Genomic DNA, 26,540 nt, shown 5'->3' on the forward strand with positions numbered 1-26,540 from the left:
GAATACATCAGACTGTGCTGATTGACTCAATGAGTATTCTCTTTTGTATCTTTTTCTAGGACAGGAAACAAGCCCATAAAAGAACAAAGGGCAAGTATCATAACTTGCCCTTTGCATTTTTCAAAACTGAAAAATCAGTCGGAATGGTTTTATTCAGTGCTGTCGTTTTGAGATTTTGGACGATCGAGCAAGCCAAAACTCAAACGGTTGGTGAGGCTGCGTGATGGCTCTGCTTGTGCTTTAGTATCTGACTGTTGTGTTTCAGTGCTGCTTTGCGCTTCACGTCCGAAAATACCCAAAGTTGCACGGTTAATCCAGCTTGCGTCATGACGGGCAGCACGTAAATTCACGCTACCATCTGCTTTAACCAAATTTGGATAGTTCAGTTTCAACACATCAATATATTGCTGAGCTGTGGCTTGATCGCCCAGTTTGCCATAACCATAAGCCACCGTTGCCAACGCTTCTGGAATTTGCGGAGTTTGCGGATAATGCTCAACTACCCACAATGAACGCTCTACTGCAGCCACCCATGCTTTACGTTTAATGTTATAACGTGCCGCATTCATTTCGGCTTCCGCCAGTTCCTGACCAATAAACTGCATGCGCTGTGCAGCATCTACCGCATAAGTGCTTGATGGATAGCGACGGATAAAATCGACAAAGTTTTGATAGGCCAGTTTTAAATAGCTAACATCACGGTGTGATTGCTTGAGCGAGGTATAACGCAACAAACCATCATAGTTTTGTTCCATATTCGCCACACCACGTACATAGTAGGCATAATCGGCTTTAGGATGCTGCGGGTTCATGCGGATAAAACGATCTGCAACAGCAATTGCGCCTTCATAATCTTTTTGCTGGAATTTTGCATACAACAATTCAAGCTGCGCTTGCTGCGCATAATCACCCGTTGGATAATAGGTTTCTAAAGCTTCAAGATGCTTAACGGCATCGGTGTATTGACCACGATCCAGTGCTTTTTCTGCTTTTTCAATATAAACCTGTTCGCTAGATTGCGGACCAGTATCGACCACTTCTTTTTTTGGATTGCTGCTACAGCCCACAATTGCAGACGCAACGCCGAGTGAAAGAGCAAGCATTGTTATTTTATAACGTGGTAGCGACATAAAAATTCCTCTGTTAATACGGGCAATGAGCTACAATTGCGCTATTAAACCACTTTTGTCTGAATGAGCAAATGAGTCAAGCACAATCTACCCATTCCAATTTACCTGAAACTGAGTTCAATTTACTTGAAGATGCTGAGGATGCAGATAACCATACTTCAGACTCAACTGCAACACGTTTATCGTTGCAATTTCAATTGGATGACAGCCACTTAGGACTACGCATCGACCAAGTTGCAGCCATCATTTGGAGTGAATTTTCACGTGAAAAGCTAAAACAGTGGCTCAAAGACGGTCATTTGTTGGTAAATGGTAACACGGTCAAACCTAAATATAAGTGTGAAGGTGATGAGCTTCTTACCCTAGAAGTCGAGCTTGAAGCGCAAACCCGCAGCCTGCCTGAAGATATTCCACTGGATATTATTTATGAAGATGATGACATCATGGTGATTAATAAACCTGTGGGCATGGTGGTGCATCCGGGGGCGGGAAATAGCTCTGGAACTCTGGTAAATGCCTTGCTGCATCATTATCCAAAATCGGCAGAGTTAACTCGTGCAGGTTTGGTGCATCGTATTGATAAAGATACTTCGGGTTTGCTGGTGGTTGCCAAAAATCTGGAAGCACAGTTTGCCTTGACCAAGCAACTGGCGAAAAAGTCAGTTTATCGTTTATACGACTTGGTGGTGTACGGCAACATGATTGCGGGAGGCACTGTCGATGAGCCGATTAAACGCCATCCTGTAGATCGAGTGAAAATGGCTGTTTTGCCGGGCGGCAAAGACGCCGTCACACATTACAATGTTAAAGAACGCTTTCAGCATTTCACTCGTGTTCAGGCGCGTTTGGAAACTGGACGTACTCATCAAATTCGTGTGCATCTAAGTTATATTGGTTATGGTTTGGTTGGCGATCCTGTTTATACGCCACGTGTACGTGTGCCAGCAGGCGCATCGGCATTATTAAACGATACCTTGCGTAACTTTAAACGTCAGGCCTTACATGCCGTCAAACTCGGTTTGGTGCATCCACGTACTCAAGAAGAAATGATGTTTGAAGCGCCGTGGCCTGAAGACTTTAAACAATTGGTAGACGTGTTACGCAGTGAAAATGCTGCCTATTAATTGTTGCATAGACAGCATTAACAAGATCAACTCAGATACGGCAATGCCAGAAAACGACTAAGGATAGATTTATGCAATTTGTTCAAGGATTACCTGCAGGTGTGTATGTTGGGCAAACCCGCATACAACATGTGCAAGCTTTAGCGACAGACTGTGCCGATGTATCTGGTTTTAATCTGGCGCTGCATGTGCAGGATGATGCATGGCGTGTGCAGCAGCATCGTATGAGTTTACTGGCAGAGTTTGCTGAATATGGGGTCGATAAAATGACGTGGATGACGCAAACACATAGCGTGTTGTGTCAGACCATTAATGAGCAAATCACTTGTGAAGCTTTAGAAGGCGATGGTTTGGTCACTCAGCGTAAAGCGCATGCTTTAATGATGATGACCGCAGACTGTTTACCTGTGGTTTTGGGCAATGCCGAAGGCACTGAGGTTGCGAATCTGCATGCAGGCTGGCGTGGTCTTGCCAACGGTATTATCGAAAACACCATCGTCGAAATGCAAAGTGCTCCAACATGGGCGTGGTTGGGTGCGGCTATTAGTCAGCCGTGTTTTGAAGTTGGGGCTGAGGTGAAACAGGCATTTTGCGATAAATATCCTGAATTAGACACGGCTTTTATTGCAGGGCAGCAGCAAGGTAAATATCTTGCTGACTTGTATGCGATCGCGCGTTTTATTTTGCAGCAGCATGGTGTTACAACGGTCTTGGGCGGTGATCAGTGCTCGTATCAACAAGCCGATGATTACTATTCTTACCGCCGTCAAGCACGTACAGGACGTATGGCAACATTCGTGTTTATGCAGGCTTAGTGTTAAACTTGACTTAATTATTTGGTTTTAAACATTCTCATGTCAGTGACTCATTCAACATCTTCTTGCGCTGCTATTCGTGTGGCGGTGGTTTATCACAGTCCTTATGGTCATACTGCTAAGGTGGCACAGCATATTGCACAAGGTGCTGCGCAAATGGATGCTCAGGTGACTTTGATGGATGTGGCTGAAATTGAATGGGATAGCCTAGATCAAGCCGATATTATCATTATGGGCTGTCCAACTTATATGGGCAGCATTACTTCGGCTTTAAAACAGTTTATGGAGCAATCGTCTAAGCGTTGGTTGGCCAGAACTTGGCAGGGCAAACTGGCGGCAGGTTTTACCAATGGCGGTGGTTTAAGTGGCGATAAACTGGCGGTGCTGCAACAAATTAATTTATTTGCGATGCAGCATGGCATGTTGTGGTCAGGTTTACCGTTTATGCCGACAGGGCGTAGTCCACACGATATTAACCGCATGTCGAGCTTTTTGGGTTTAATGACGCAGTCTGATAATGCCAGTGTTGAAGTTACGCCACCCGAAGGTGATTTGGAAACTGCAGTCAAATTTGGTAAATATTTGGTGGAATTAAAACTTAAAGACTAAGCATTTTTAGTTTTAAAACTTCCATAAAAAATGCTCGAGATCAACATCGAGCATTTTTTATGGGCGGAATGTGCAAAATTATTTGTGCATCAAACGTGCTTTATCACGCTGCCAATCGCGGTCTTTTTCAGAAGCGCGTTTATCGTGCAATTGTTTACCTTTCACCAAAGCAATTTCAAGCTTCGCTAAAGGGCCTTTCCAATAACATGCTAAAGGTACGCAAGAATAACCTTTTTGATTGACTGCACCCATCAACTTTTCAATTTCACGTCGTGAAAGTAAGAGTTTGCGGGTACGGGTCGCTTCAGGCACTACATGCGTTGAAGCCGACAAGAGTGGTTGAATTTGTGCACCAAATAAAAAGGCTTCATTGTCACGAAACAGGATATAACTTTCGGTAATAGTCATACGTCCTGCGCGCAAAGATTTGACTTCCCAACCTTGCAAAGAAAGTCCTGCTTCAAATTTTTCTTCAATAAAATAATCGTGGCGTGCACGTTTATTCTGTGCAATTGTTCCGCCCGTATTTTTTTTAACTACAGTTAGCTTCGCCATATTCAATTACTTCCAAACTTATGACTATTGTGCCTCAAACCAAGGCTTGCTGACAAATCAAAATCATCACAACTGTTGGCTAAACTGCTTTGATATTTCATAATTTGGTAGACTTTAGTTCACTAAAATTTTTTGTATTTGTTAAACTAACTTTGACAAAACCAACTAGAGCATAATGGATGTCTAAAACTCGCGTAATTTATCCGGGCACCTTTGACCCGATTACTAATGGTCATATTGACTTGGTGACACGTGCTGCAAAAATGTTTGATGAAGTCGTGGTCGCAATTGCCATTGGACATCATAAAAATCCAATTTTTACTTTGGAAGAACGTGTGGAATTGGCACAGGCATCTTTAAAGCATTTGCCTAATGTTGAATTTGTCGGATTTGATGGTTTATTGGTTAATTTTTTCCGTGAGCAAAATGCGACTGCAGTTTTGCGTGGTTTGCGTGCTGTTTCAGATTTTGAATACGAATTTCAGTTGGCAAATATGAACCGTCAATTAGATGCGAAATATGAAGCGGTATTTCTGACTCCTTCAGAGCAATATTCATTTATTTCTTCTACATTAGTTCGTGAAATTGCACGCTTAAAAGGTGATGTGACTAAATTTGTTGCACCTGTTGTGGTCGAAGCCTTTGAGCGTAAATTACGACAAGGTTGGTAGCGTGTCTTTATATATTACCGATGAATGTATTAACTGTGATGTCTGTGAACCTGTATGCCCAAATGAGGCAATTTATATGGGTGAGCTGATTTATGAGATTAATCCAGCATTATGTACTGAATGTGTAGGACATCACGAGCAGCCGCAGTGTCAGTTATTTTGCCCAGTCGATTGTATTCCGCTCGATCCAGAGCATGTAGAAACACAGGAACAATTGCTGGAAAAATATAAAAAACTGATTGCTCAAAAAAGCGCAAGCAATTAACTTATAATTTTGCTAAGATGCGCCTTCGAAGTGAACCAGACGATCGCTGCTGTGGAGGTCTCCGTGACTGAAACAGGGGAGGAAAGTCCGGGCTTCATAGGGCAGGGTGCCAGGTAACGCCTGGGCGGCGTGAGCCGACGGAAAGTGCAGCAGAGAGTAGACCGCCTTCATATGGTTTCTTTTTCGGAAGAAATTGAAGGTAAGGGTGAAAGGGTGCGGTAAGAGCGCACCGCATGGCTGGTAACAGTTCATGGCATGGTAAACCCCACCAGAAGCAAGACCAAATAGGAATCCTGAGGTACGGCCCGTACTGGATTCGGGTAGGTCGCTTGAGCGTATGAGTGATTGTACGCCTAGAGGAATGATCGTTCTCGACAGAACCCGGCTTATCGGTTCACTTCACCAAATTTTAAGCAATTGATGCGTGATAAGGCTTGACGTTACCTAGATTACAGCAGATAATGCGCGCACAGTTTTTGGCTATGTAGCTCAGTTGGTTAGAGCACCGCACTCATAATGCGGGGGTCACAGGTTCAAGTCCCGTCATAGCCACCATTTTTCAGACCACGTTCACTAACGTGGTCTTTTTTTGTTTAAAATTTGTCTGTGCAATCTATTTGAGCTGTATCCAGTTGAATCTGCATTTGTAGGTTTTGAATCTGTTGCCAATTGGCTTGTTGATCAGAGTGAGCAAAAATTTTGGCATCGACCTGATTTAATTTTTTTAGCGAAATGTGTTGTGATGCACAATAACGCCCTACAGCACGCTCATAAGCCAGTTGTTGCTGCGCTGCAGCATTGAGTTGATGTGCCGTTAAAATCTTTTGCTGCCCTTTGGCATAAGCAACCAAGACACGTCGGTCTGCGATGCTATAACTCATTTTAGAATTAATAAATTGCGCAACATCACGCCGTACACCGTTGTAATCTACAAAAATAGGTGAAACCAAAGCGCAGGAACTTAAGCCAACAACAAGGCTACTCAGTATTATAGACTTCAAGATCATGGTTGAATTTATTCTCTTTTTTCTGTGTGACTTGATATAGATTTTGCTGCAAATATTTAAGAATCTCCGTAAGAAAATAGTAATTTGATTAAAATTAAACAAATTGCACTGTTTTTGCTTAAACTGTGAGCGTTTGTAAGTTAAAATACTTGACGATGCAGGGCTAAGTTTAGATAATGCGCACACAGTTTATGGCTATGTAGCTCAGTTGGTTAGAGCACCGCACTCATAATGCGGGGGTCACAGGTTCAAGTCCCGTCATAGCCACCATTTTTATAGACTAAGCTCTCAGCTTGGTCTTTTTTTTATGTCAAAATTTTAGGCTACTTTTTGCAGCATTGGTTTAATGGCAGGTACAAAAAAACCAAGCCGTAGCTTGGTTTTTTATATCTTTGTTTAAGCAATGCTTTAGCGTTAAATCCCTGCTTTCCAACCATTGACGAGCGGATAGCGACGTTCACGACCAAAAGCGCGTGAACTAATACGTGGTCCTAATGCACCTTGGCGACGCTTGTACTCGTTGCGATCAACCAATTGAATGACTTTCTCGACCATCGCGCGTTCAAAGCCTTTGCTAATGATGTCTTCTTGGCTCTGATCTTCTTCAATATACGCATACAAAATCGCATCGAGCACTTCGTATGGTGGCAAAGAATCTTGGTCTTTTTGGTCAGGACGTAATTCTGCTGAAGGTGGGCGCGTGATCACACGCTCAGGAATCACAGGAGTATCGGCAATACTGTTACGGTATTTAGCCAGTTCAAACACAATGGTTTTGTACACATCTTTGAGTACCGCATAACCACCGACCATATCGCCATAAAGCGTGCAATAGCCAACTGCTAACTCAGATTTGTTACCTGTAGAAAGCACGAGGTTACCAAACTTATTCGACAGACCCATTAAGATTGTGCCGCGGGCACGGGCTTGTAGATTTTCTTCTGTGGTATCGCTAGGGCTGTTACCAAAGAAAGGATACAGCGTTTGCATAAAGCTATTTACGATCGGGTGAATTTCGGCAATACCAAAAGTCACGCCTAAAGTTTTGGCTTGCTCTGCAGCATCTTCCACACTAATTTGCGCGGTATAAGTGTACGGCATCATTACCGCTTGTACCTTATCTGCACCAATTGCATCAACCGCAATAGCAAGAGTGAGCGCTGAATCAATTCCGCCCGACAAGCCAAGAATTACACCAGGGAAGCCAGAGCGTTGCACGTAGTCACGGGTTGCGAGCACTAAACCTTGATAGATTTCTGCAAGGGTGTCTAAAGCTGGGCTAATTTCGGCAGTTTTAAAGTGCTTCTGTGCAGCGTCATATTCTGCGTAGAATAAACCTTCTTGGTAGGTTGGGGCTTGTAATGCAACATTGCCTGCTTGGTTAATCACAAAGCTCGTACCATCGAAGATTAAATCATCTTGACCGCCAACTTGGTTTACATACACCACATTGAGATGTAATTGTTTTGCCAGTTCGGTCATGGTCTGTACACGATGCTGCGGTTTACCCACTTCATAAGGCGATGCGTTCAAGACCAATGCAGTTTCTACATTCAACTGTGCCAATTGCTGCACGGTTGGCAAAGACCATAAATCTTCGCAAATCAAAACGCCAAATTTATGACCAAGGTATTCAAAAACTAAGTGTTGATGACCTTCATCAAAATAGCGTTTTTCATCAAATACAGCATAATTTGGTAAATTTTGCTTGTTGTAAATACCTAAGATGTTGCCATCTTTCATGACGGCAGCCGAGTTAAAGCGCTGACCATCTTCAGTTTCATTGACAAAGCCGAAAACTAAAACAATATCTTTAATTTCACGTAATTGTTCAAATGCTTGTTGTGTGCGTTGATTCAAGCTTGGGCGCAGTAATAAATCTTCTGCAGGGTAGCCCAAAATTGAAAGTTCAGGAAAAATAATCAAATCTGCATGTTGTTTTTTCGCTTCATTTGCTTGTTCAAGCATTTTTTGCGCGTTTGCTTCGAGATTGCCAATGTGTGGAGAGAACTGTGCAAGGGCAATTTTAAAAGATTTCATTTAAATTAAGTCCTATTCCTATAGGTGTAGAATACACGTAAGTGGCTGATGATTATTGTTATAAAAATTTCAGCGTAGTGTATTGTGGATTAAACGACTGCCGAAAGGCACAAATAAAAACCATTTATTATCTAACAGATAAAGATCTTATTTTGCAGTGCAAAAATGGAGACTTTTGCTATTTTATCTTAATTTAGAATAGATGCTAGCATCGAATACACTTTATTGTCTTGTCTGCAAGAATATCATTGAAATGTGACAGAATTTTTATGCTATTTATTTGAAAAGCATTATATTTTTAGGTTGTATGATGCATGTGTTTTTCGTGAAATAAGCATGTACCAAGATGAGTGAGCTAAGTCGAGCGGTGCGGGCTGTTTAAAATAATATTGTCTATTTTTTTAAGAAAAATATCTTTGGCAATTTCACCTTGTTGCTCAATGTTGTAAGCAAAAAAAGGTTTCGCTTCAATTAAGCGATAATGATATGGATTGTAACGCTTAAAACTCAAAAAATACGCGGTTTGCAATACCGCACCACGCAGTAAGACATTGATGTGATGTTGATGCTGTAAAATGTGCGCCATCTCATGAATAAAGATCGCTTGATAGCCACGGTGTGCTTGGCTGTAGTCGGCTAGATAATGCCGATTACGCATATGAATATAGCCACAGGGGGCCATAAAAATGTGCTGTGGCTGCCAAGGCAAATAAGGATGGTTCATGACTTTGACTTGGCTGTAGTCAATCAGATTGCCAAACACAGATTGGCACAACTGTATTTCCATTGCAGTTAGGCTTCGACATCTAAACTGATCTAGTTTGAGCAGTCGCATCAATAAGCTGAGAATGAATAAATGCAGTTGTAGCATGGAAATGAGTCGTAAGTGGCAGACATCAAAAATATAGCCTAAATCCGCAATGATCTAAATTTTATTTTGTGGCTTGGTGGTTGTTTGGAATAAGTAAAGCAGTAACGAGTTTTATCGGCTAAATAAAAGCAATAAAAAACCACCCGAAGGTGGTTTTTTTGTCGTGTCGTTTTACACGCTACAACGCAGACCGAATTAACGGTTGATGTCGCGTTGAGTGTGGCCAGTGTAAAGCTGACGAGGACGACCGATTTTGTAAGGACCGCTGTGCATTTCTAACCAGTGGCTGATCCAACCAACTGTACGTGCAAGTGCGAAAATTACAGTAAACATTTCTGTTGGGATACCAATCGCTTTAAGGATGATACCTGAGTAGAAGTCTACGTTAGGGTATAAGTTACGCTTGATGAAGTATTCATCAGATAACGCAATACGCTCAAGTTCCATTGCAAGAGCGAGTTGTGGATCGTTGATACCTAAGTCGTTAAGTACTTCGTCACAAGTTTGCTTCATTACAGTTGCACGTGGGTCATGGTTTTTATAAACGCGGTGACCAAAGCCCATAAGTTTAACTTCTTTAGTCTTCACTTTTTCCATGAACTCAGCAACGTGTTCTACAGAGCCGATTTCATCAAGCATCTTAAGAACAGCTTCGTTCGCACCACCGTGAGCAGGACCCCAAAGTGCAGAAATACCTGCAGAGATACATGCGTATGGGTTAGCGCCAGTAGAACCAGCTAAACGTACAGTTGAAGTAGACGCGTTTTGTTCGTGGTCAGCGTGAAGCGTGAAAATACGATCCATTGCGCGAGCGTGAACAGGGTTTACTTTGTAATCACGGTCTGCTGGTGTAGCAAACATCATGTACAAGAAGTTTTCTGCGTAGCTTAAGTCGTTACGTGGGTAAACAAATGGTTGACCAACAGTGTACTTGTAGCTCCAAGCCGCTAAAGTAGGAATCTTCGCGATTAAACGAATCGCTGTGATTTCACGGTGGTTAACATCTTCGATGTCTAAGTTGTTGTGATAGAACGCAGATAACGCACCAACAACACCTACCATGATTGCCATAGGGTGAGCGTCACGACGGAAACCGTTATAGAAACGTTTTACTTGGTCGTGAACCATAGTGTGGTTACGAACTTTAGCGTCAAAATCAGCTTTTTGTTCTGCAGTTGGAAGCTCGCCATTTAATAATAAGTAGCAAGTTTCTAAGTAGTCAGCTTTAGTCGCTAATTGGTCAATTGGGTAACCACGGTGTAAAAGAATACCTTTGTTACCATCAATGAACGTAATTTTAGACTCGCAAGACGCTGTTGCCATAAAACCAGGATCAAAAGTAAAGTGACCTGCCGCCAACACATCCTTAACGTCAATTACATCTGGGCCTAATGTGCCGCTGTAAATTGGTAATTCAATTTCTTTTCCATCAAGCTGTAATACGGCTTTTTTGCCAGTTGCTTCAGACATTCAATAGATCTCCTGTCCTGGTGAATGTTGATCTGACTCGAAGTATCAATCTTTTAATGCGCAAGTCAGACGGATTAAAAATTAGCTCTAAGATTAGAGAGTACTGAAATTTTGTCAATTATACTTATGGATTAAGCAGACGACTATTTATAGAAAAAGTCGAAAAAATTCCAGTAAAAAAATCAATAAAATCACAGCACAGCCGCCGTATCATAAGTCAAAATTTGTCGGATGTGCAGAAAAAAATCATCAATACGGATTAATTGTAAGCAATTTTAAATACTGGTTTTGATGTGCTATTTCTTTAGCAGGATTCAGTCCAATACTTAAATTTATCTAATTCTCATAACTTACACGTTTTTACATACACGGTAGGGTGGTCAGATTGGTTGTAATAGGCAGTAAGTCTGGTATTTAAATTCGATATTGATTGATCAAAAAATGACTGATTAAACTCCTGAAAATAGCCATAACCCATCATATTTTGATTAAAAAATGACGAAATCTTTGTGAATAAAGTGTGGTTTTGTGCCCATACAGATACAGAAAATACTGGATAAGTCATTCATTCGCATGATGATTGTCATTTTTAATATTTATTCAGGTGTGGTGTTTAAAGTAAATATAAGTTGTATAAATAGATTGAGGTATGTGCCGACATTAAAGTTTAATCCATGATCAGGTGTACCTTGACCAAAGCAAAGTGATGGGCTGTCTGGGTCTAAGAGTCTTGTGTTGTGGTTGTAAATTGCTGCAACGAAGTAGAGTGCATACATATATAGCGCTACATACTTATATATAAGTATGTGAAAATCCAAAGAACATCAGAAAATCAAAGTACAAATTTATCTTTAGTCTAAATATTCTAAAGCTGTTTATTGCGCTTCTAAGAATTTTTATTTTAATAATTGATTTAAAAACAAGGTTTTATGTTTTCTTGTGTGGCTATTGATGGCGAGTGGTTTACTTTTATACTTGTTAATGATTCTTATTTAAAGGATTTTTAGCCAAAAAGCCGAGTAGAGTTGTTTGTATTTTAACAGTTGACGTTTTATAATTCAGTGTCGTTTTAAGGTTAGGCATGAATTTGCCTAACAATGCCAGCTTTCCTTCGAATTTATTCCAACAAACTCCGGATGGAGTTTTTACTTACAGGATGCCCGCTGTGAAAAGCAACAGACCTGTCAATTTGTCCATGGGTCAAGTTTTAGAAGTAAACTTAAAATCGCCCGTGGCTATTGCATCAATTCTACACCGTCTTTCTGGTGTCATCGTATTTTTACTCGTACCGGTACTTTTATGGTTGTTAGACAAGTCTTTGTCTTCACCTGAAGGTTTTGCTCAAGTTCAAGAAATTTTTAACGGTTTCTTCGTGCGCTTTATCGTATGGGTATTTGTAGCCGGCTTAATCTATCACTTCATTGCTGGTGTTAAGCACTTACTTGCTGACCTTGGTTTTGCAGAAGAACTGCAAAGTGGTCGCATTGCAGCTACTATTTCATTGATCTTGTCTGCTATCGGTATCGTTGCAGCATTTGTATGGATTGTAATCTAATGAAAAGTGCTACAGGTTTAACGGGTTCAGGTTCTCGCGATTGGTTTATCCAACGTATTAGTGCTGTTGTTCTTGCTGTTTATACCGTTGTGGTATTTGGTTGGATTCTTCTTAACGGTGGATTCAACTTTGAACAGTGGTACGGCTTTATGATGACATTACCAATGAAGATTATGTCTTTATTGGCAGTCTTATCTCTTGTTGCACATGCTTGGATCGGTATGTGGCAAGTATTCACTGACTATGTGACTACTCGTCAAATGGGTCCTTCAGCTTCAGGTTTACGCCTAGTGCTGACTTCAGCAGTGATTATTGCTGTTTTTGCATACGCAATCTGGGCAATCCAGATTTTCTGGGCGAATTGATAGGAAAATATCATGGGCGCGATTAACCCTAAAGAAGATTATACAAATATTCCACACCAATTCTTTGACGCAGTCATCGTTGGTGGTGGTGGTTCAGGTATGCGTGCATCTTACCAACTTGCTCAAGCAGGTTTGAAAGTTGCGGTATTGACCAAAGTATTCCCTACACGTTCACACACTGTTGCAGCGCAGGGTGGTATTGGTGCATCTCTTGGTAACATGCAAGAAGATAACTGGCACTACCACTTTTATGACACAGTAAAAGGTTCTGACTGGTTGGGCGACCAAGACGCGATTGAATTCATGACGCGTGAAGCGCCACAAGTGGTTTATGAATTAGAACACTTGGGTATGCCATTTGACCGTAACGCAGACGGTACAATTTACCAACGTCCATTCGGTGGTCACTCTGCAAACTACGGTGAAAAAGCAGTTCCACGTGCATGTGCTGCAGCTGACCGTACAGGTCACGCACTTCTTCACACGCTTTATCAAAGCAACGTGAAAATGGGCACTCAATTCTTCGTAGAATGGATCGCTCTTGATTTGATCCGTAACGAAGCTGGCGATGTACTAGGTGTGACTGCAATTGACCAAGAAACAGGTAAAATTGCAGTATTCCAAGCGAAAGCGACATTGTTTGCTACAGGTGGTGCAGGTCGTGTGTACCGTGCATCTACAAACGCATATATCAATACTGGTGACGGTCTTGGTATGGCTGCGCGTGCAGGTATTCCATTACAAGATATGGAATTCTGGCAGTTCCACCCAACAGGTGTTGCGGGCGCGGGCGTATTGTTAACGGAAGGCTGTCGTGGTGAGGGTGGTATCCTTCGTAACGATTCAGGCGAGCCGTTCATGGAGCGTTATGCACCAACTTTGAAAGACTTGGCGCCACGTGACTTCGTATCACGTTCTATGGACCAAGAAATTAAAGAAGGTCGTGGTTGTGGTCCAAACAAAGACTACATCTTGCTTGATATGACGCACTTGGGTGCAGACACAATCATGAAGCGTCTTCCATCTGTATTTGAAATTGGTAAGAAATTCGCGAACGTTGACTGTACTAAAGAGCCAATTCCTGTTGTTCCTACAATCCATTACCAAATGGGTGGTATTCCAACCAATATTCATGGTCAAGTGGTTGTTCCAGAAAGCCGTGAAACTCAAGAGTTGGTTGCGAACTACAACGCAGAAACTGATACATATACAACCAACGCGGGCGACCGTGACTTTGCTAAACCAGTAAAAGGTTTCTATGCAATTGGTGAGTGTTCATGTGTATCTGTACACGGTGCTAACCGTTTAGGTACAAACTCATTGCTTGACTTGGTTGTATTTGGTAAAGCTGCGGGTCAACACATCATTGAGTATGTGACTAAGCAACATGATGGTGAGTACGAACCACTTCCAACAACTGTACTTGAAAATACTGTGAACCGTATTCGTAAACTTGACGAATCGACTTCAGGTGAAAACGCTCAAGAAGTTGCTGATGCAATTCGTAACATCGTTCAAGACCACGCAGGTGTATTCCGTACTTCAGCATTGCTTGATGAAGGTGTGAAACAAATTCTTGCGCTTGAGCCACGTGTTCGCAACATTCATTTGAAAGACAAATCTAAAGTATTCAACACTGCACGTGTAGAAGCATTAGAAGTTGAAAACTTGTATGAAGTTGCTAAAGCGACACTAATCTCAGCTGCTGCACGTAAAGAATGTCGTGGTGCGCATACGGTTGTAGACTTTGAGTTACCACCAGATCACCCAACTTATTCTTATGGTCGTCGTGATGATGAGTGGATGAAGCATACTTTATGGTTCTCTACAGATAACCGTCTTGAGTACAAACCAGTACGTTACAAGCCGCTTACTGTAGCTGCTATTCCACCTAAACCACGTACATTCTAATTGGGAGAAGTAAGATGAGTAGAGGTACTCGTACATTTAATATCTACCGCTACGATCCTGATAAGGATAAAGCACCGTACATGCAAACTTTTAAGCTTGAATTGACTGATAAGCACCGTATGTTGCTTGATGCACTTCTTGAATTGAAAGTACAAGACGAATCTTTGACATTCCGTCGTTCATGTCGTGAAGGTATTTGTGGTTCTGATGGTGTAAACATCAATGGTAAAAACGGTTTAGCGTGTCTTTGGAACCTAAACGATTTACCAGAAGTGATCACAATTCGTCCGCTTCCAGGTCTTCCTGTAATTAAAGACTTGGTTGTAGACATGAATCAGTTCTACGATCAGTACAACAAGATTCATCCGTTCTTGATCAACAACCAACCTGCGCCACCAAAAGAGCGTTTACAATCTCAAGAAGAGCGTGAGCATCTTGATGGTTTGTATGAATGTATTCTTTGTGCATGTTGTTCAACTTCATGCCCATCATTCTGGTGGAACCCAGACAAGTTCTTGGGTCCTTCAGCGTTGTTGAATGCATATCGTTTCATTATCGATTCGCGTGATACTGCAACTCAAGAGCGTTTGGCTCGTCTTGACGATCCATTCTCTTTGTTCCGTTGTAAAGGTATTATGAACTGTGTATCTGTATGTCCTAAAGGCTTGAACCCAACTAAAGCAATCGGTCACATCCGTAACATGCTTTTAGATATGGCTGGCTAATAGACTGCGTGATCAGTTGAAAAAAGCACACCTAGGTGTGCTTTTTTTTGTGCCAAAATTACGATAAAAGTCGTGTGATAAGTTGCTTGTTTTTGATGAGTACGTAAATGAAAAATGTTGCATGCAAAGAAGTGATTAAAAAGTGAGTATTTGATATTTTTTAGGTATAACTGTTGGATAAATAGACAAAAACAGCATTTAGCCGACTAAAGTTGCACACAATTGTAATCCAGTGCTGCTATTTTGTTGTAAAGCATGGGCAAATGCCAAGTTTAGCTGCAATATTTATTTTTAGATGTTATCATGTAACGTGTAAGTGAGAGGGCAGATTGAGAGATGTGCTCTCTTTTATTTTATCTGAAATAGCGGTGTTGGACTTTGGTCTAAATTGCATCTGTTTTTTAAATAAAGCACCATATGTTAGATGAAAATAGAATCAGTGTATTTCGCCAATTTATACGAGGTATGTGTCAAAAAAATCAATTGCATTTCTGAGATCATGTTACGATTAACAAATGACTATATCTGAAAAATGTTAAATTTTTGTACATTTTATCAACATTTTAAGTGCAAATGATGTGTTATTAAATCAGGACTATTGCAGAAAAGTCGTATTAGAAAAGCTAAGACTGAGCACTTATTTTTTCTAAAACGATTTTGCAAAAAATTGCTCGGCTTGGGTCGAGTATATAAATGAGTGATGATGCCAATGAGGGCGTTATGATTCATAAATGACATTGGGTTTTCCTAATGTAGTGATAACGCCTCATGACATATGTCAACTGGGGACTAATGTCATGTTACCAATTTGACATTATCAATCATGGGTTTTGCTTAAAAAGCATCCTGGAAAATGTTTTTGCAATAGGAAATGGGTCCACAAATGCAAGAAGTTGCTGACGCACTGCGTCTTGACACTGAACTTTCCGCTGATAGTGCAGCGTATATTGAAGAACTTTACGAGCATTATTTGACGTCACCGGAATCAGTCGGTGCTGATTGGCGCGAATATTTCGATAAATTCCCGAAGGGTGATCAACCACACAGTAATGTACGTGAGCAATTCCTTTTATTAGGTCGTAATTCAAATCGCGTTCAAGCCATTGTTCAAGGTTCAGTGAGTTCTGAACATGAACAACGTCAAATTGGCGTGTTGCAACTGATTGCTGCTTACCGTAACCGTGGTCACCAAAAAGCAAAATTAGATCCACTAGGTTTGGCAAAACGTGAAGACGTGCCAGATCTTGATCTTGCTGCACATGGTTTAACCAAGTCTGATTTAGATACTGTTTTCCATACAGGTAATTTGGAAATTGGTAAGTCTGAAGCAACACTAGGCGAAATGGTTGATGCCATGCAGGCGATCTACTGCGGTTCAATTGGTGCAGAATACATGCACATTGTTGATACCAAAGAAAGACGCTGGATTCAACAACGCTTAGAAAGCGCACGTGGTAAGTTCACATTTACTGCAGATCAAAAGAAACACGTTCTTGAACGCTTAACAGCAGCTGAGGGTCTAGAAAAATATCTAGGTAATAAATACGTTGGTGCGAAACGCTTTGGTGTAGAAGGCGGTGAATCATTTATCCCTATGGTGAATGAAATCATTCAACGTGCGGGTGCTGTTGGCTGTAAAGAAGTCGTGATTGGCATGCCACACCGTGGTCGTTTGAACCTGCTTGTGAATATCATGGGTAAAAACCCAGCAGACCTATTTGGTGAGTTTGAAGGTAAGAGCTTGCATAAAAAAGGTTCTGGCGACGTAAAATATCACCAAGGTTTCTCATCTAACGTGATGACTCCGGGTGGTGAAGTGCACTTGGCACTTGCGTTTAACCCATCGCACTTAGAAATTGTTGGACCTGTGGTTGAAGGTTCTGTACGTGCGCGCCAAGTACGTCGTAAAGACATTGGTGGTGATGATGTATTGCCATTAATCGTTCACGGTGATGCCGCATTTGCAGGTCAAGGTGTTAACCAAGAAACCTTCCAAATGTCACAAACTCGCGGTTATACCGTAGGTGGTACAGTTCACATTGTGATTAACAACCAAGTTGGTTTCACAACATCTGACCCACGTGACGCACGTTCTACTGAATACTGTACTGACATTGCAAAAATGATTCAGGCGCCAATTTTCCACGTGAATGGCGATGATCCTGAAGCGGTGATTTTTGTATCTCAATTGGCACACGATTTCCGTCATACATTCCGTAAAGACGTTGTGATTGATTTGTTCTGCTACCGTCGTCGTGGTCACAACGAAGCTGACGAGCCAGCAGCAACTCAGCCAATGATGTATCAAGTGATCAACAAAAAGACTACAACACGTACTTTATATGCTGACCAATTGGTGCAAGAAGGTGTGTTGGATCGTGCTGCGGCAGATCAAATGGTTGAAGACTACCGTTCTGATTTAGAAGCGGGTAATCACGTTGCGAATGCGTTGGTACTTGAGCCAAATACCAAAATGTTTGTAGATTGGTCTCCGTACTTAGGTCACGATTATACAGACGTTTGGGATACGACTTTCCCTGTTGAGCGTTTGAAAGAACTTGGTCAAACCATGCGTAAACTTCCAGAAGGTTTCGTGATGCAGCGCCAAGTTGCCAAAGTGATTGACGATCGCTTGAAAATGCAAACAGGTGAAATGCCACTGAACTGGGGTGCAGCTGAAACTTTAGCTTATGCAACTTTGTTGGATGAAGGCTATTTAGTTCGTTTGACTGGTGAAGACGTAGGTCGTGGTACTTTCTCACACCGTCATGCGAAATTGCACAACCAAGTCGATGGTAAAACTTATATTCCGTTATGCCATATCAAAGAGAACCAACCACGTGTTGCAATCTACGACTCTTTATTGTCTGAAATGGCAGTATTGGCATTCGAATATGGTTATGCAACGACACTTCCAAAGAGCTTGATCATTTGGGAAGCACAATTTGGTGACTTCGCAAACTGTGCTCAAGTGGTGATTGACCAGTTCATCTCATCTGGCGAAACCAAATGGGAGCGTGTATGTGGTTTAACGATGCTTCTTCCACACGGTTTTGAAGGTCAAGGTCCTGAGCACTCATCTGCACGTTTAGAGCGTTTCTTACAGCTTTGTGCGGAAGAAAACATGCAAGTGATGACACCAACAACACCTGCACAGATTTTCCACGCTTTACGTCGTCAGGCGATTCGTCCAATCCGTAAGCCAATGATCATCATGTCGCCGAAGTCTTTACTTCGTCATAAGTTAGCAGTGTCTAACCTTGATGAGCTTGCAACTGGTACATTCCAGACTGTGATTGATGAAATTGACAACATCAACAAATCAGACGTGACGCGTTTGGTATTGTGTGGTGGTAAAGTGTATTACGACTTGCTTGAAAAGCGTCGTGAATTAGAATTGAACAATACTGCAATTGTTCGTATTGAACAGTTGTACCCATATCCAGAACAACGTCTTGCTGAAGTTCTTGCTTCTTATCCAAACGTAAAAGAATTAGTTTGGACTCAAGAAGAGCCGAAGAACCAAGGTGCTTGGTTATTCATCGCGCCACGTTTATATGATGACGTAATGAAAACTGGTAAACAGATTCGCATTAGTTATGCGGGTCGTGAAGCATCTGCAGCACCAGCGTGTGGTTCACCATATTTGCATGCAAAACAACAAGCTCAGCTCATCAATGACGCGCTTGCGATCGTAGCTGAATAACAGGAGATTCGAAGTAATGGCAACCGAAATTAAAGCACCGGTATTTCCAGAGTCAGTTGCAGACGGTACGATTGCAACTTGGCACAAACAACCAGGTGAAGCAGTTTCACGTGATGAAGTGATCTGTGATATTGAAACCGATAAAGTTGTTTTGGAAGTAGTCGCTCCTGCTGATGGCACAATCTCTGCAATCATCAAAAACGAAGGCGATACAGTTCTTTCTGACGAAGTAATTGCTCAATTTGAAGCGGGTGCTGTTTCTGGCGCTGCTCAAACTCAAGCAGTTCAGTCTGAAGCACAAGTAGAGCAAGCTGCGGCGAAAACTGAAGCAGGTGCTGCGCCAGTTGTTGAGCGTGCACAACCAGTTGCTGACCAAGCACCAGCAGTACGTAAAGCGTTGACTGAAACAGGTATCAATGCTGCAGACGTTTCTGGTACAGGTCGTGGTGGTCGTATCACTAAAGAAGATGTTGCAAATCATCAAGCTAAACCTGCTGCTGCAGCTGCGCCATTAAGCGTTGCGGTAGGTGAGCGTATCGAGAAACGTGTTCCTATGACACGTTTACGTAAGCGTGTTGCAGAGCGTTTACTTGCAGCGACTCAAGAAACTGCAATGTTGACAACATTCAACGAAGTGAACATGAAGCCAATCATGGAAATGCGTGCACAATACAAAGACGCATTTGAAAAACGTCATGGTGCACGTTTAGGCTTTATGTCTTTCTTCGTGAAAGCTGCAACTGAAGCATTGAAACGTTACCCAGCAGTAAACGCTTCTATTGATGGCGAAGACATCGTATATCACGGTTACTACGACATCGGTGTAGCGGTTTCTTCTGACCGTGGTTTAGTGGTTCCTGTATTACGTGATACAGACCGCATGAACTACGCTGAAGTAGAAAACGGTATTCGTGACTATGCTTATAAAGCACGTGACGGTAAGCTAGGTATTGAAGATATGACTGGCGGTACATTCACCATTACTAACGGTGGTACTTTCGGTTCATTGTTATCTACACCAATTCTAAACACGCCACAAACTGCAATTTTGGGCATGCACAAAATCCAAGAGCGTCCTATGGCGGTAAATGGTCAAGTTGAAATCTTGCCAATGATGTACTTAGCGCTTTCTTATGACCACCGTTTAATTGATGGTAAAGAAGCTGTAGGTTTCCTTGTAACAATCAAAGAATTGTTAGAAGAGCCAGCTAAACTCATCCTTGACCTTTAATTCTAAAGAATAAATCAGTGGGCTTGGAGCGATCCTCTAAGCCCATTTTTGGAGATAAAAATGTCTCAACAATTTGATCTTGTTGTTATTGGCGGTGGCCCAGGTGGTTATGAAGCGGCAATTCGTGCGGCTCAACTTGGCTTTAAAGTTGCGTGTATCGAAAAACGTATTCACAAAGGTAAACCATCTTTGGGCGGTACATGCTTAAACGTGGGTTGTATCCCATCTAAAGCATTACTTGATTCTTCACATCGTTATGAAGATACGGTTCATCACTTGGCTGATCATGGTATCACCACAGGTGAAGTACAGTTTGACCTTGCGAAGCTATTAGCACGTAAAGACAAAATCGTTGACCAATTAACTGGCGGTATTGATCAGTTATTAAAAGGTAACGGTGTTGAGTGGTTAAAAGGTACAGGTAAATTACTTGCAGGTAAAAAAGTTGAGTTCGTTTCTCACGAAGGTGAAACTCAAGTTTTAGAGCCTAAATATGTGATTCTTGCGACTGGTTCAGTTCCTGTAAATATTCCTGTTGCTCCTGTAGATCAAGACATTATTGTTGATTCTACTGGTGCATTAGAATTCCCAGAAGTGCCTAAGCGTTTAGGTGTGATTGGTGCAGGCGTAATTGGTCTTGAACTTGGTTCAGTATGGCGTCGTCTAGGTGCAGAAGTTGTTGTATTTGAAGCAATGGATGCATTCTTACCAATGGCTGACAAAGCTTTGGCGAAAGACTACCAAAAACTATTGACTAAGCAAGGTATGGATATCCGTATCGGTGCGAAAGTTTCAGGTACTGAAGTTAATGGTCGTGAAGTGACTGTTAAATATACCCAAGGCGGCGAAGACAAAGAACAAACTTTCGATAAATTGATCGTTTGTGTAGGTCGTCGTGCTTATGCTGAAGGTTTATTGGCAGATGACTGCGGTATTAAACTGACTGAACGTGGTTTGGTTGAAGTAAACGATTGGTGTGCAACTTCTGTTGAAGGTGTATATGCAATTGGTGACTTGGTACGTGGTCCAATGCTTGCACACAAAGCAATGGAAGAAGGCGTAATGGCAGTTGAGCGTATTCATGGTCATGCTGCACAAGTCAACTACGACACAATCATTTCAGTAATCTACACACACCCTGAAGCGGCGTGGGTTGGTTTAACTGAAGAGCAAGCGAAAGAAAAAGGCCACGAAGTGAAAACTGGTCAATTCGGTTTCGCGGTAAATGGTCGTGCTTTAGCTGCAGGCGAAGGTGCTGGTTTCGTGAAGTTTGTTGCAGATGCAAAAACAGATCGTTTATTGGGTATGCACGTGATTGGACCTGCTGCGTCTGACATCGTTCACCAAGGTATGATTGCACTTGAGTTTGTATCTTCAGTTGAAGATTTACAATTAATGACATTTGGTCACCCAACCTTCTCTGAAGTGGTGCATGAAGCCGCTTTAGCTGTAGATGGGCGTGCGATTCACGCGATTCAGCGTAAACGCAAATAAAACTAAAAAGAGCGGCTTAGGCCGCTCTTTTTGCATTTGATGGTTGTATTTATGGGAATAATCATCTAAAAGTAAAGAGCATAGGAAAAACACCACACAAGGAAAGCAATATTAAAACTTCGGTTTGATATTGGTGGTGATAACTGAATAAAAGAAGTAGTAAAAGGTTAGTCAATGAATCTACATGAGTATCAAGCAAAAGCGCTATTAAAAAAATATGGTATGCCAGTACAAGAAGGCATTTTGGCAACTACAGCCGTAGAAGCCGTGCAAGCTTTCGAGCAACTGGGCGGTAAATTTGCGGTGATGAAAGCTCAGGTGCATGCAGGTGGTCGCGGTAAAGCGGGCGGCGTGAAGGTCGTAAAATCTGCACAAGAAGCAGCAGACTATGCCAACCAAATTCTTGGAACACGTTTGGTAACCTATCAAACCGACGCTTATGGTCAGCCTGTAAATAGTATTTTAGTGGCTGAAGATGTTTATCCTGTAGAGCGTGAACTGTATTTGGGTGCAGTGGTAGATCGTTCTAGCCGTCGCGTCACTTTTATGGCATCTACCGAAGGTGGTGTTGAAATTGAGAAAGTGGCTGAAGAAACCCCAGAAAAAATTATTAAAGTAGAAGTTGATCCTTTGGTGGGTTTATTGCCATTTCAGGCACGTGAAGTGGCTTTTGCATTAAAACTCAAAGACAGTCAAATCACGCAGTTTGTGAAGATTATGACATCGGCTTATCAGGCATTTATCGACAATGATTTTGCCTTATTTGAAATTAACCCATTGTCTGTACGTGAAAATGGCGAAATTTTATGTGTGGATGCCAAAGTTGGTATTGATTCCAATGCGTTGTATCGTTTGCCTGAAGTCTTAGCACTGCGCGATAAAACACAAGAAAATGAACGTGAATTGCGTGCATCAGAATTTGACCTGAACTATGTTGCCTTAGAAGGCAATATCGGTTGTATGGTGAATGGTGCAGGTTTAGCAATGGCAACTATGGATATTATTAAACTCTATGGCGGTCAGCCTGCGAACTTCTTGGATGTAGGTGGTGGTGCAACCAAAGAACGCGTAATTGAAGCCTTTAAAATTATTTTGGCAGATCACTCGGTTAAAGGCGTATTGATTAATATTTTTGGTGGAATTGTACGTTGTGACATGATTGCAGAAGCAATTATTGCAGCGGTTCAGGAAGTAAATGTGACAGTACCTGTAGTGGTTCGCCTAGAAGGGAACAACTCGGAACTTGGTGCAAAATTACTGGATGAATCAGGATTAAAACTTATTTCTGCTAATGGCTTATCTGATGCCGCAGAAAAAATTGTTGCTGCAGTGAAAGCTTAAGGAGAATCAGGATGAGCGTATTAATTAATAAAGACACCAAAGTATTGGTACAAGGTTTCACTGGTAAAAATGGTACTTTTCACTCAGCACAAGCACTTGATTATGGAACCAAAGTGGTGGGCGGTGTAACGCCAGGAAAAGGTGGTCAAACTCACTTGGAATTACCCGTATTTAACACCATGAAAGAAGCCGTACGTGAAACAGGCGCAGATGCATCGGTGATTTATGTACCTGCACCGTTTGTTTTAGATTCGATTGTAGAAGCAGTCGATTCAGGCGTGGATTTGATTGTGGTGATTACGGAAGGTGTGCCAACCATCGACATGCTCAAAGCCAAACGTTATTTAGAAACCAATGGCAATGGTACACGTTTGGTGGGACCAAACTGCCCAGGTGTGATTACACCAGGTGAATGTAAAATTGGCATCATGCCAGGGCATATTCATCAACCAGGACGAATTGGCATTATTTCACGTTCAGGTACTTTGACCTATGAAGCTGTGGCACAAACCACCAAATTAGGCTTAGGGCAATCGACCTGTATCGGGATTGGTGGTGACCCAATTCCAGGTATGAACCAAATTGATGCTTTAAAATTGTTCCAAGACGACCCAGACACCGATGCGATTGTTATGATTGGTGAAATTGGTGGTACGGCAGAAGAAGAAGCTGCGGAATATATCCAGTCGAATGTTAGCAAACCTGTGGTGGGTTATATTGCAGGAGTGACAGCACCTAAAGGTAAGCGTATGGGACATGCGGGTGCAATTATTTCAGGCGGTAAAGGCACTGCGGAAGAAAAATTTGCAGCCTTTGAGCGTGCTGGAATTGCTTATACGCGTAGCCCTGCTGAATTGGGTTCTACCATGTGGCAAGTATTAAAAGATCAAGGTTTGCTTAAATAACAAATTTTGAAGATCTTGATTTTATTCAGTACTCAATCCCCAATTTTGGGGATTTTTTATGTTGAAAAATTAGCCACATTTGAGAGATAAAGTATATGATAAGAGTTAATTTGGTATTGCTTTGTTGCATAAATATGTAAGCATCTGATTTAAATAAATTTAATTTTGTATCAAAAAATAATCAAAACTTTTAAATCATATAGTTATGAAATCTTTGTGCGACAAAGCCGTTCAAGTAATTTTTTGCATCTCGGGAAATTATTTTTATTGTTGTACAAGCTGTATAAACAGCTGATTCAAATGAAAAAAATACGCAATGATTGGGGTGATCATTGCGTATGAAAAACGAATCTGCTTTCACAGCTTCGATAACGGAGAAATGTTATGAAATTAGGATGGCTCCTAAAGCATGTAAGTATACTAAACTGAGAATGAATACTATTCCGCAGTATTCAGGTTACGTGATGTTAAATCACGTAAGTAATAAGTGTTTTTTGTGAGTCGAGTCAGCTTGTGTTGATTTTTCACTCAAATAAAAAGTCTCTTATTCATGTGAATAAGAGACTTTAAAATATTTGTATCTACAAAATGCTTAGAAGCGGAATACACCCAAGCCAGCTTTCACTTCATCTAAAGTTTGCTGGGTAATATCACGGCATTTGTCGGTGCCTGTTTTCAAAATATCCATAATGTAGTCAGGATCTTTAGCAAGTTCGATACGACGTTCACGGATCGGCCCAATCAATTCTTTTAGAATGCCTTCCAAACGCTTTTTCACCGTACCATCGCCCAAACCACCACGACGATAATGCGCTTTCAGTTCTTCAAGTTCTTCTTTGTTGGTATCGAAGGCATCTAAATAAGTAAATACTACGTTGCCTTCAACCTGACCTGGGTCTTCGATACGCAGGTGATTTGGGTCGGTGTACATTGCATTGACAGCTTTTTTAATGTCTTTGTCTGTGGCATCTAACACAATGGTATTGCCCAGTGATTTTGACATTTTCGCTTTACCATCAAAACCAGGTAAACGTCCGACATTTGACAACAATGCCTGACATTCAGGTAGCAAGTCATGACCAATTTGACGATTCACCCGACGCACAATTTCATTGGTCTGTTCAATCATTGGAATTTGGTCTTCACCTACAGGAACGACCGTTGCTTTAAATGCAGTAATATCGGCTGCTTGAGCTACAGGGTAGCACAGGAAACCTGCAGGAATATCACGCTCAAAACCACGCATCTGAATTTCAGATTTAATGGTTGGGTTACGCTCCAAACGTGCCACAGTCACGAAGTTTAAATACAACATGGTGAGTTCGTTTAATGCAGGCAGGCAAGATTGCACGCAAATGGTGGTTTTTGTTGGATCAATCCCCACCGCTAAATAATCGGTTGCTACCTCAATAATATTACGACGGACTTTTTCAAAGTTATCGGCGTTATCGGTCAGAGCTTGAGCATCGGCAAGTAACAGATGTTGATGATGTGAGTCTTGTAAACCTACACGTGAACGTAAAGAACCCACAAAGTGACCTAAATGTAGTTGTCCAGTTGGACGATCGCCTGTCAAAATCACAGGACGATTATCTTGATTACTCATTTTTTATTCCAAGTCGTATCTACGACATCTATGTACCGATGAATTGCTACATTGTAAGGCATAACATTTTTCAATGTCACTTCCTTAAGTGAGTTGAATAGAATTTACTGTAAAAAATTTTGCTGTAAAAATTAATGAAGTAAATACAGACCCTATATAAATTCAGTTTTAAAATAACTTGAAAATCATATAAGGATAACAACGCAATGGCGAGCAGCTTATTACTTTTATTAGATGACATTGCAACAGTTTTAGATGATGTGGCAGTTATGAGCAAAATGGCTGCAAAAAAAACCGCAGGGGTTTTGGGCGATGATTTGGCGTTGAATGCGCAGCAAGTCAGTGGTGTACGTGCAGAGCGTGAGTTGCCTGTGGTATGGCGTGTGGCTAAAGGTTCATTCATCAATAAGCTAATTTTAGTACCGCTCGCGTTATTAATTAGTGTCGTTGCGCCGTGGTTAATCAATCCTTTATTGGTGGTTGGTGGTCTATTTTTAAGTTATGAAGGTGTGGAAAAAATCATGCACACCTTACAACACAAAAAAGCCCAAACGGCTAAAGAAGCGCAACTTGAGCTAATTCAAACTGAGCAAGACCTTGCGGCTTATGAAACCGAAAAAATTAAAGGTGCTGTGCGTACTGACTTTATTTTATCGGCGGAAATTGTGGTGATTTCTTTGGGGACTGTAGCTGCGGCAGGCTTTCTAACCAAAGTGACAGTATTAAGTTTAATTGCGATTGCCATGACGGTGGGTGTCTATGGGTTCGTTGCGTTAATTGTCAAAATTGATGACATTGGTTTATACCTCACAGAACAAGCTGCCAATTTTAAACAACGTATTGGGAGTGGTTTACTGGCATTTGCTCCAATTTTAATGAAGACTTTATCTGTGGTGGGTACTGCAGCGATGTTCTTGGTTGGTGGAGGAATTATCAATCATGCTATTCCTTTTGTGCACCATTTCACAGAAGATACGGTAGAGTATGTACAAGACATCCCAACGATGGGCAGTATTGTAGGTTCAGTCACGCCAATGTTGATGAACCTTGTCGTGGGTATTTTGGCAGGCATCTTGGTGGTGATTGTGGTCGCACTTGTTCAAAAAGTGTGGTCAAAGTCTAAATCGGCTTAATCTATTATCAG

22 protein-coding genes, 2 tRNA genes and 1 other RNA gene are annotated in these 26,540 nt (G+C 41.6%); 18 read left to right on the plus strand and 7 right to left on the minus strand.

What is annotated here, in order from left to right:
* Positions 1-149: 149 nt before the first annotated feature.
* Positions 150-1,130 carry an outer membrane protein assembly factor BamD gene (locus tag FTU35_RS00735; protein ID WP_154320974.1) on the minus strand — a complete coding sequence of 327 codons (981 nt, stop codon included), beginning with the start codon at positions 1,128-1,130 and terminating at the stop codon, positions 150-152.
* Between the two features lie 71 nt (positions 1,131-1,201).
* On the opposite strand from FTU35_RS00735, the gene rluD reads away from it, so the two are divergent.
* From rluD to FTU35_RS00750, 3 genes are all read left to right on the plus strand, one after another.
* Entirely contained in the window at positions 1,202-2,254 is a 1,053-nt protein-coding gene (gene rluD, locus FTU35_RS00740) for a 23S rRNA pseudouridine(1911/1915/1917) synthase RluD (protein ID WP_004972212.1), read from the plus strand.
* A gap of 71 nt (positions 2,255-2,325) precedes the next feature.
* Positions 2,326-3,069 carry a peptidoglycan editing factor PgeF gene (gene pgeF, locus FTU35_RS00745; protein ID WP_167845845.1) on the plus strand — a complete coding sequence of 248 codons (744 nt, stop codon included), beginning with the start codon at positions 2,326-2,328 and terminating at the stop codon, positions 3,067-3,069.
* A 39-nt stretch (positions 3,070-3,108) separates the two neighbouring features.
* Positions 3,109-3,678: a flavodoxin family protein gene (locus tag FTU35_RS00750; RefSeq protein WP_004972210.1), complete on the plus strand. Its 570-nt coding sequence runs from the start codon at positions 3,109-3,111 to the stop codon at positions 3,676-3,678.
* 78 nt (positions 3,679-3,756) lie between these two features.
* On the opposite strand, the gene smpB is transcribed toward FTU35_RS00750, so the two are convergent.
* Complete coding sequence (smpB, locus tag FTU35_RS00755) at positions 3,757-4,233, minus strand: SsrA-binding protein SmpB (RefSeq protein ID WP_004972209.1); 477 nt, start codon at positions 4,231-4,233, stop codon at positions 3,757-3,759.
* A gap of 179 nt (positions 4,234-4,412) precedes the next feature.
* Between smpB and coaD the strand changes: the two genes are divergently transcribed.
* The 4 genes from coaD (at position 4,413) to FTU35_RS00775 (ending at position 5,724) form a co-directional block, all read left to right on the plus strand.
* Positions 4,413-4,904, plus strand: coding sequence for a pantetheine-phosphate adenylyltransferase (coaD, locus tag FTU35_RS00760; protein ID WP_004972207.1), 492 nt, complete (start codon positions 4,413-4,415; stop codon positions 4,902-4,904).
* A gap of 1 nt (position 4,905) precedes the next feature.
* The gene (locus FTU35_RS00765; protein WP_004972206.1) at positions 4,906-5,169 is read left to right on the plus strand and encodes a YfhL family 4Fe-4S dicluster ferredoxin; all 264 of its coding nucleotides are present in this window, start codon (positions 4,906-4,908) and stop codon (positions 5,167-5,169) included.
* A gap of 27 nt (positions 5,170-5,196) precedes the next feature.
* An RNA gene (gene rnpB, locus FTU35_RS00770) (RNase P RNA component class A) lies at positions 5,197-5,574 on the plus strand.
* Positions 5,575-5,647: 73 nt separating this feature from the next.
* Positions 5,648-5,724 (plus strand) — tRNA-Met (locus tag FTU35_RS00775).
* Between the two features lie 38 nt (positions 5,725-5,762).
* On the opposite strand, the gene FTU35_RS00780 is transcribed toward FTU35_RS00775, so the two are convergent.
* On the minus strand, positions 5,763-6,176 hold the full coding sequence (locus FTU35_RS00780) for a hypothetical protein (RefSeq protein ID WP_096901016.1): 414 nt from the start codon (positions 6,174-6,176) through the stop codon (positions 5,763-5,765).
* 193 nt (positions 6,177-6,369) lie between these two features.
* Here FTU35_RS00780 and FTU35_RS00785 point away from each other — a divergent pair.
* Positions 6,370-6,446, plus strand: a tRNA-Met gene (locus tag FTU35_RS00785).
* A 144-nt stretch (positions 6,447-6,590) separates the two neighbouring features.
* On the opposite strand, the gene FTU35_RS00790 is transcribed toward FTU35_RS00785, so the two are convergent.
* From FTU35_RS00790 to gltA, 3 genes are all read right to left on the minus strand, one after another.
* The gene (locus FTU35_RS00790; RefSeq protein ID WP_004972204.1) at positions 6,591-8,216 is read right to left on the minus strand and encodes an NAD+ synthase; all 1,626 of its coding nucleotides are present in this window, start codon (positions 8,214-8,216) and stop codon (positions 6,591-6,593) included.
* A 355-nt stretch (positions 8,217-8,571) separates the two neighbouring features.
* Positions 8,572-9,087, minus strand: coding sequence for a hypothetical protein (locus FTU35_RS00795; protein WP_373683190.1), 516 nt, complete (start codon positions 9,085-9,087; stop codon positions 8,572-8,574).
* A 195-nt stretch (positions 9,088-9,282) separates the two neighbouring features.
* Positions 9,283-10,557 (minus strand): citrate synthase, encoded by a 1,275-nt coding sequence (gene gltA / locus FTU35_RS00800; protein WP_004972202.1) that lies wholly within the window; start codon positions 10,555-10,557, stop codon positions 9,283-9,285.
* Between the two features lie 1,156 nt (positions 10,558-11,713).
* Here gltA and sdhC point away from each other — a divergent pair.
* The 9 genes from sdhC to sucD all read left to right on the plus strand — a co-directional run bounded on the left by sdhC (position 11,714) and on the right by sucD (position 23,790).
* Positions 11,714-12,112 carry a succinate dehydrogenase, cytochrome b556 subunit gene (gene sdhC / locus FTU35_RS00805; protein ID WP_026438062.1) on the plus strand — a complete coding sequence of 133 codons (399 nt, stop codon included), beginning with the start codon at positions 11,714-11,716 and terminating at the stop codon, positions 12,110-12,112.
* Complete coding sequence (sdhD, locus tag FTU35_RS00810; protein ID WP_004972200.1) at positions 12,112-12,477, plus strand: succinate dehydrogenase, hydrophobic membrane anchor protein; 366 nt, start codon at positions 12,112-12,114, stop codon at positions 12,475-12,477. Before sdhC ends, sdhD begins: the two co-directional genes overlap by 1 nt.
* A 12-nt stretch (positions 12,478-12,489) precedes the next feature.
* Positions 12,490-14,388 carry an FAD-binding protein gene (locus tag FTU35_RS00815; RefSeq protein WP_004972199.1) on the plus strand — a complete coding sequence of 633 codons (1,899 nt, stop codon included), beginning with the start codon at positions 12,490-12,492 and terminating at the stop codon, positions 14,386-14,388.
* A 14-nt stretch (positions 14,389-14,402) separates the two neighbouring features.
* Positions 14,403-15,113 (plus strand): succinate dehydrogenase iron-sulfur subunit, encoded by a 711-nt coding sequence (locus FTU35_RS00820; protein ID WP_004972196.1) that lies wholly within the window; start codon positions 14,403-14,405, stop codon positions 15,111-15,113.
* 883 nt (positions 15,114-15,996) lie between these two features.
* A complete protein-coding gene (locus FTU35_RS00825) occupies positions 15,997-18,819 on the plus strand; it encodes a 2-oxoglutarate dehydrogenase E1 component (protein WP_178866163.1) in 2,823 nt (940 codons plus the stop codon).
* Between the two features lie 16 nt (positions 18,820-18,835).
* On the plus strand, positions 18,836-20,050 hold the full coding sequence (gene odhB / locus FTU35_RS00830) for a 2-oxoglutarate dehydrogenase complex dihydrolipoyllysine-residue succinyltransferase (RefSeq protein WP_004972191.1): 1,215 nt from the start codon (positions 18,836-18,838) through the stop codon (positions 20,048-20,050).
* 60 nt (positions 20,051-20,110) lie between these two features.
* Positions 20,111-21,544 (plus strand): dihydrolipoyl dehydrogenase, encoded by a 1,434-nt coding sequence (gene lpdA / locus FTU35_RS00835; protein WP_004972188.1) that lies wholly within the window; start codon positions 20,111-20,113, stop codon positions 21,542-21,544.
* Between the two features lie 174 nt (positions 21,545-21,718).
* Positions 21,719-22,885, plus strand: coding sequence for an ADP-forming succinate--CoA ligase subunit beta (sucC, locus tag FTU35_RS00840; protein ID WP_180050621.1), 1,167 nt, complete (start codon positions 21,719-21,721; stop codon positions 22,883-22,885).
* Positions 22,886-22,896: 11 nt separating this feature from the next.
* Complete coding sequence (gene sucD / locus FTU35_RS00845; protein ID WP_180050624.1) at positions 22,897-23,790, plus strand: succinate--CoA ligase subunit alpha; 894 nt, start codon at positions 22,897-22,899, stop codon at positions 23,788-23,790.
* Between the two features lie 592 nt (positions 23,791-24,382).
* On the opposite strand, the gene trpS is transcribed toward sucD, so the two are convergent.
* Positions 24,383-25,396, minus strand: a complete 1,014-nt coding sequence (trpS, locus tag FTU35_RS00850; RefSeq protein WP_004972183.1) for a tryptophan--tRNA ligase — start codon at positions 25,394-25,396, stop codon at positions 24,383-24,385.
* A 206-nt stretch (positions 25,397-25,602) separates the two neighbouring features.
* Between trpS and FTU35_RS00855 the strand changes: the two genes are divergently transcribed.
* On the plus strand, positions 25,603-26,529 hold the full coding sequence (locus FTU35_RS00855) for a DUF808 domain-containing protein (protein ID WP_004972181.1): 927 nt from the start codon (positions 25,603-25,605) through the stop codon (positions 26,527-26,529).
* The last annotated feature ends 11 nt before the right edge of the window (positions 26,530-26,540 follow it).

Source organism: Acinetobacter sp. YH12095, assembly GCF_013419245.1.
GTDB lineage: Bacteria > Pseudomonadota > Gammaproteobacteria > Pseudomonadales > Moraxellaceae > Acinetobacter > Acinetobacter towneri.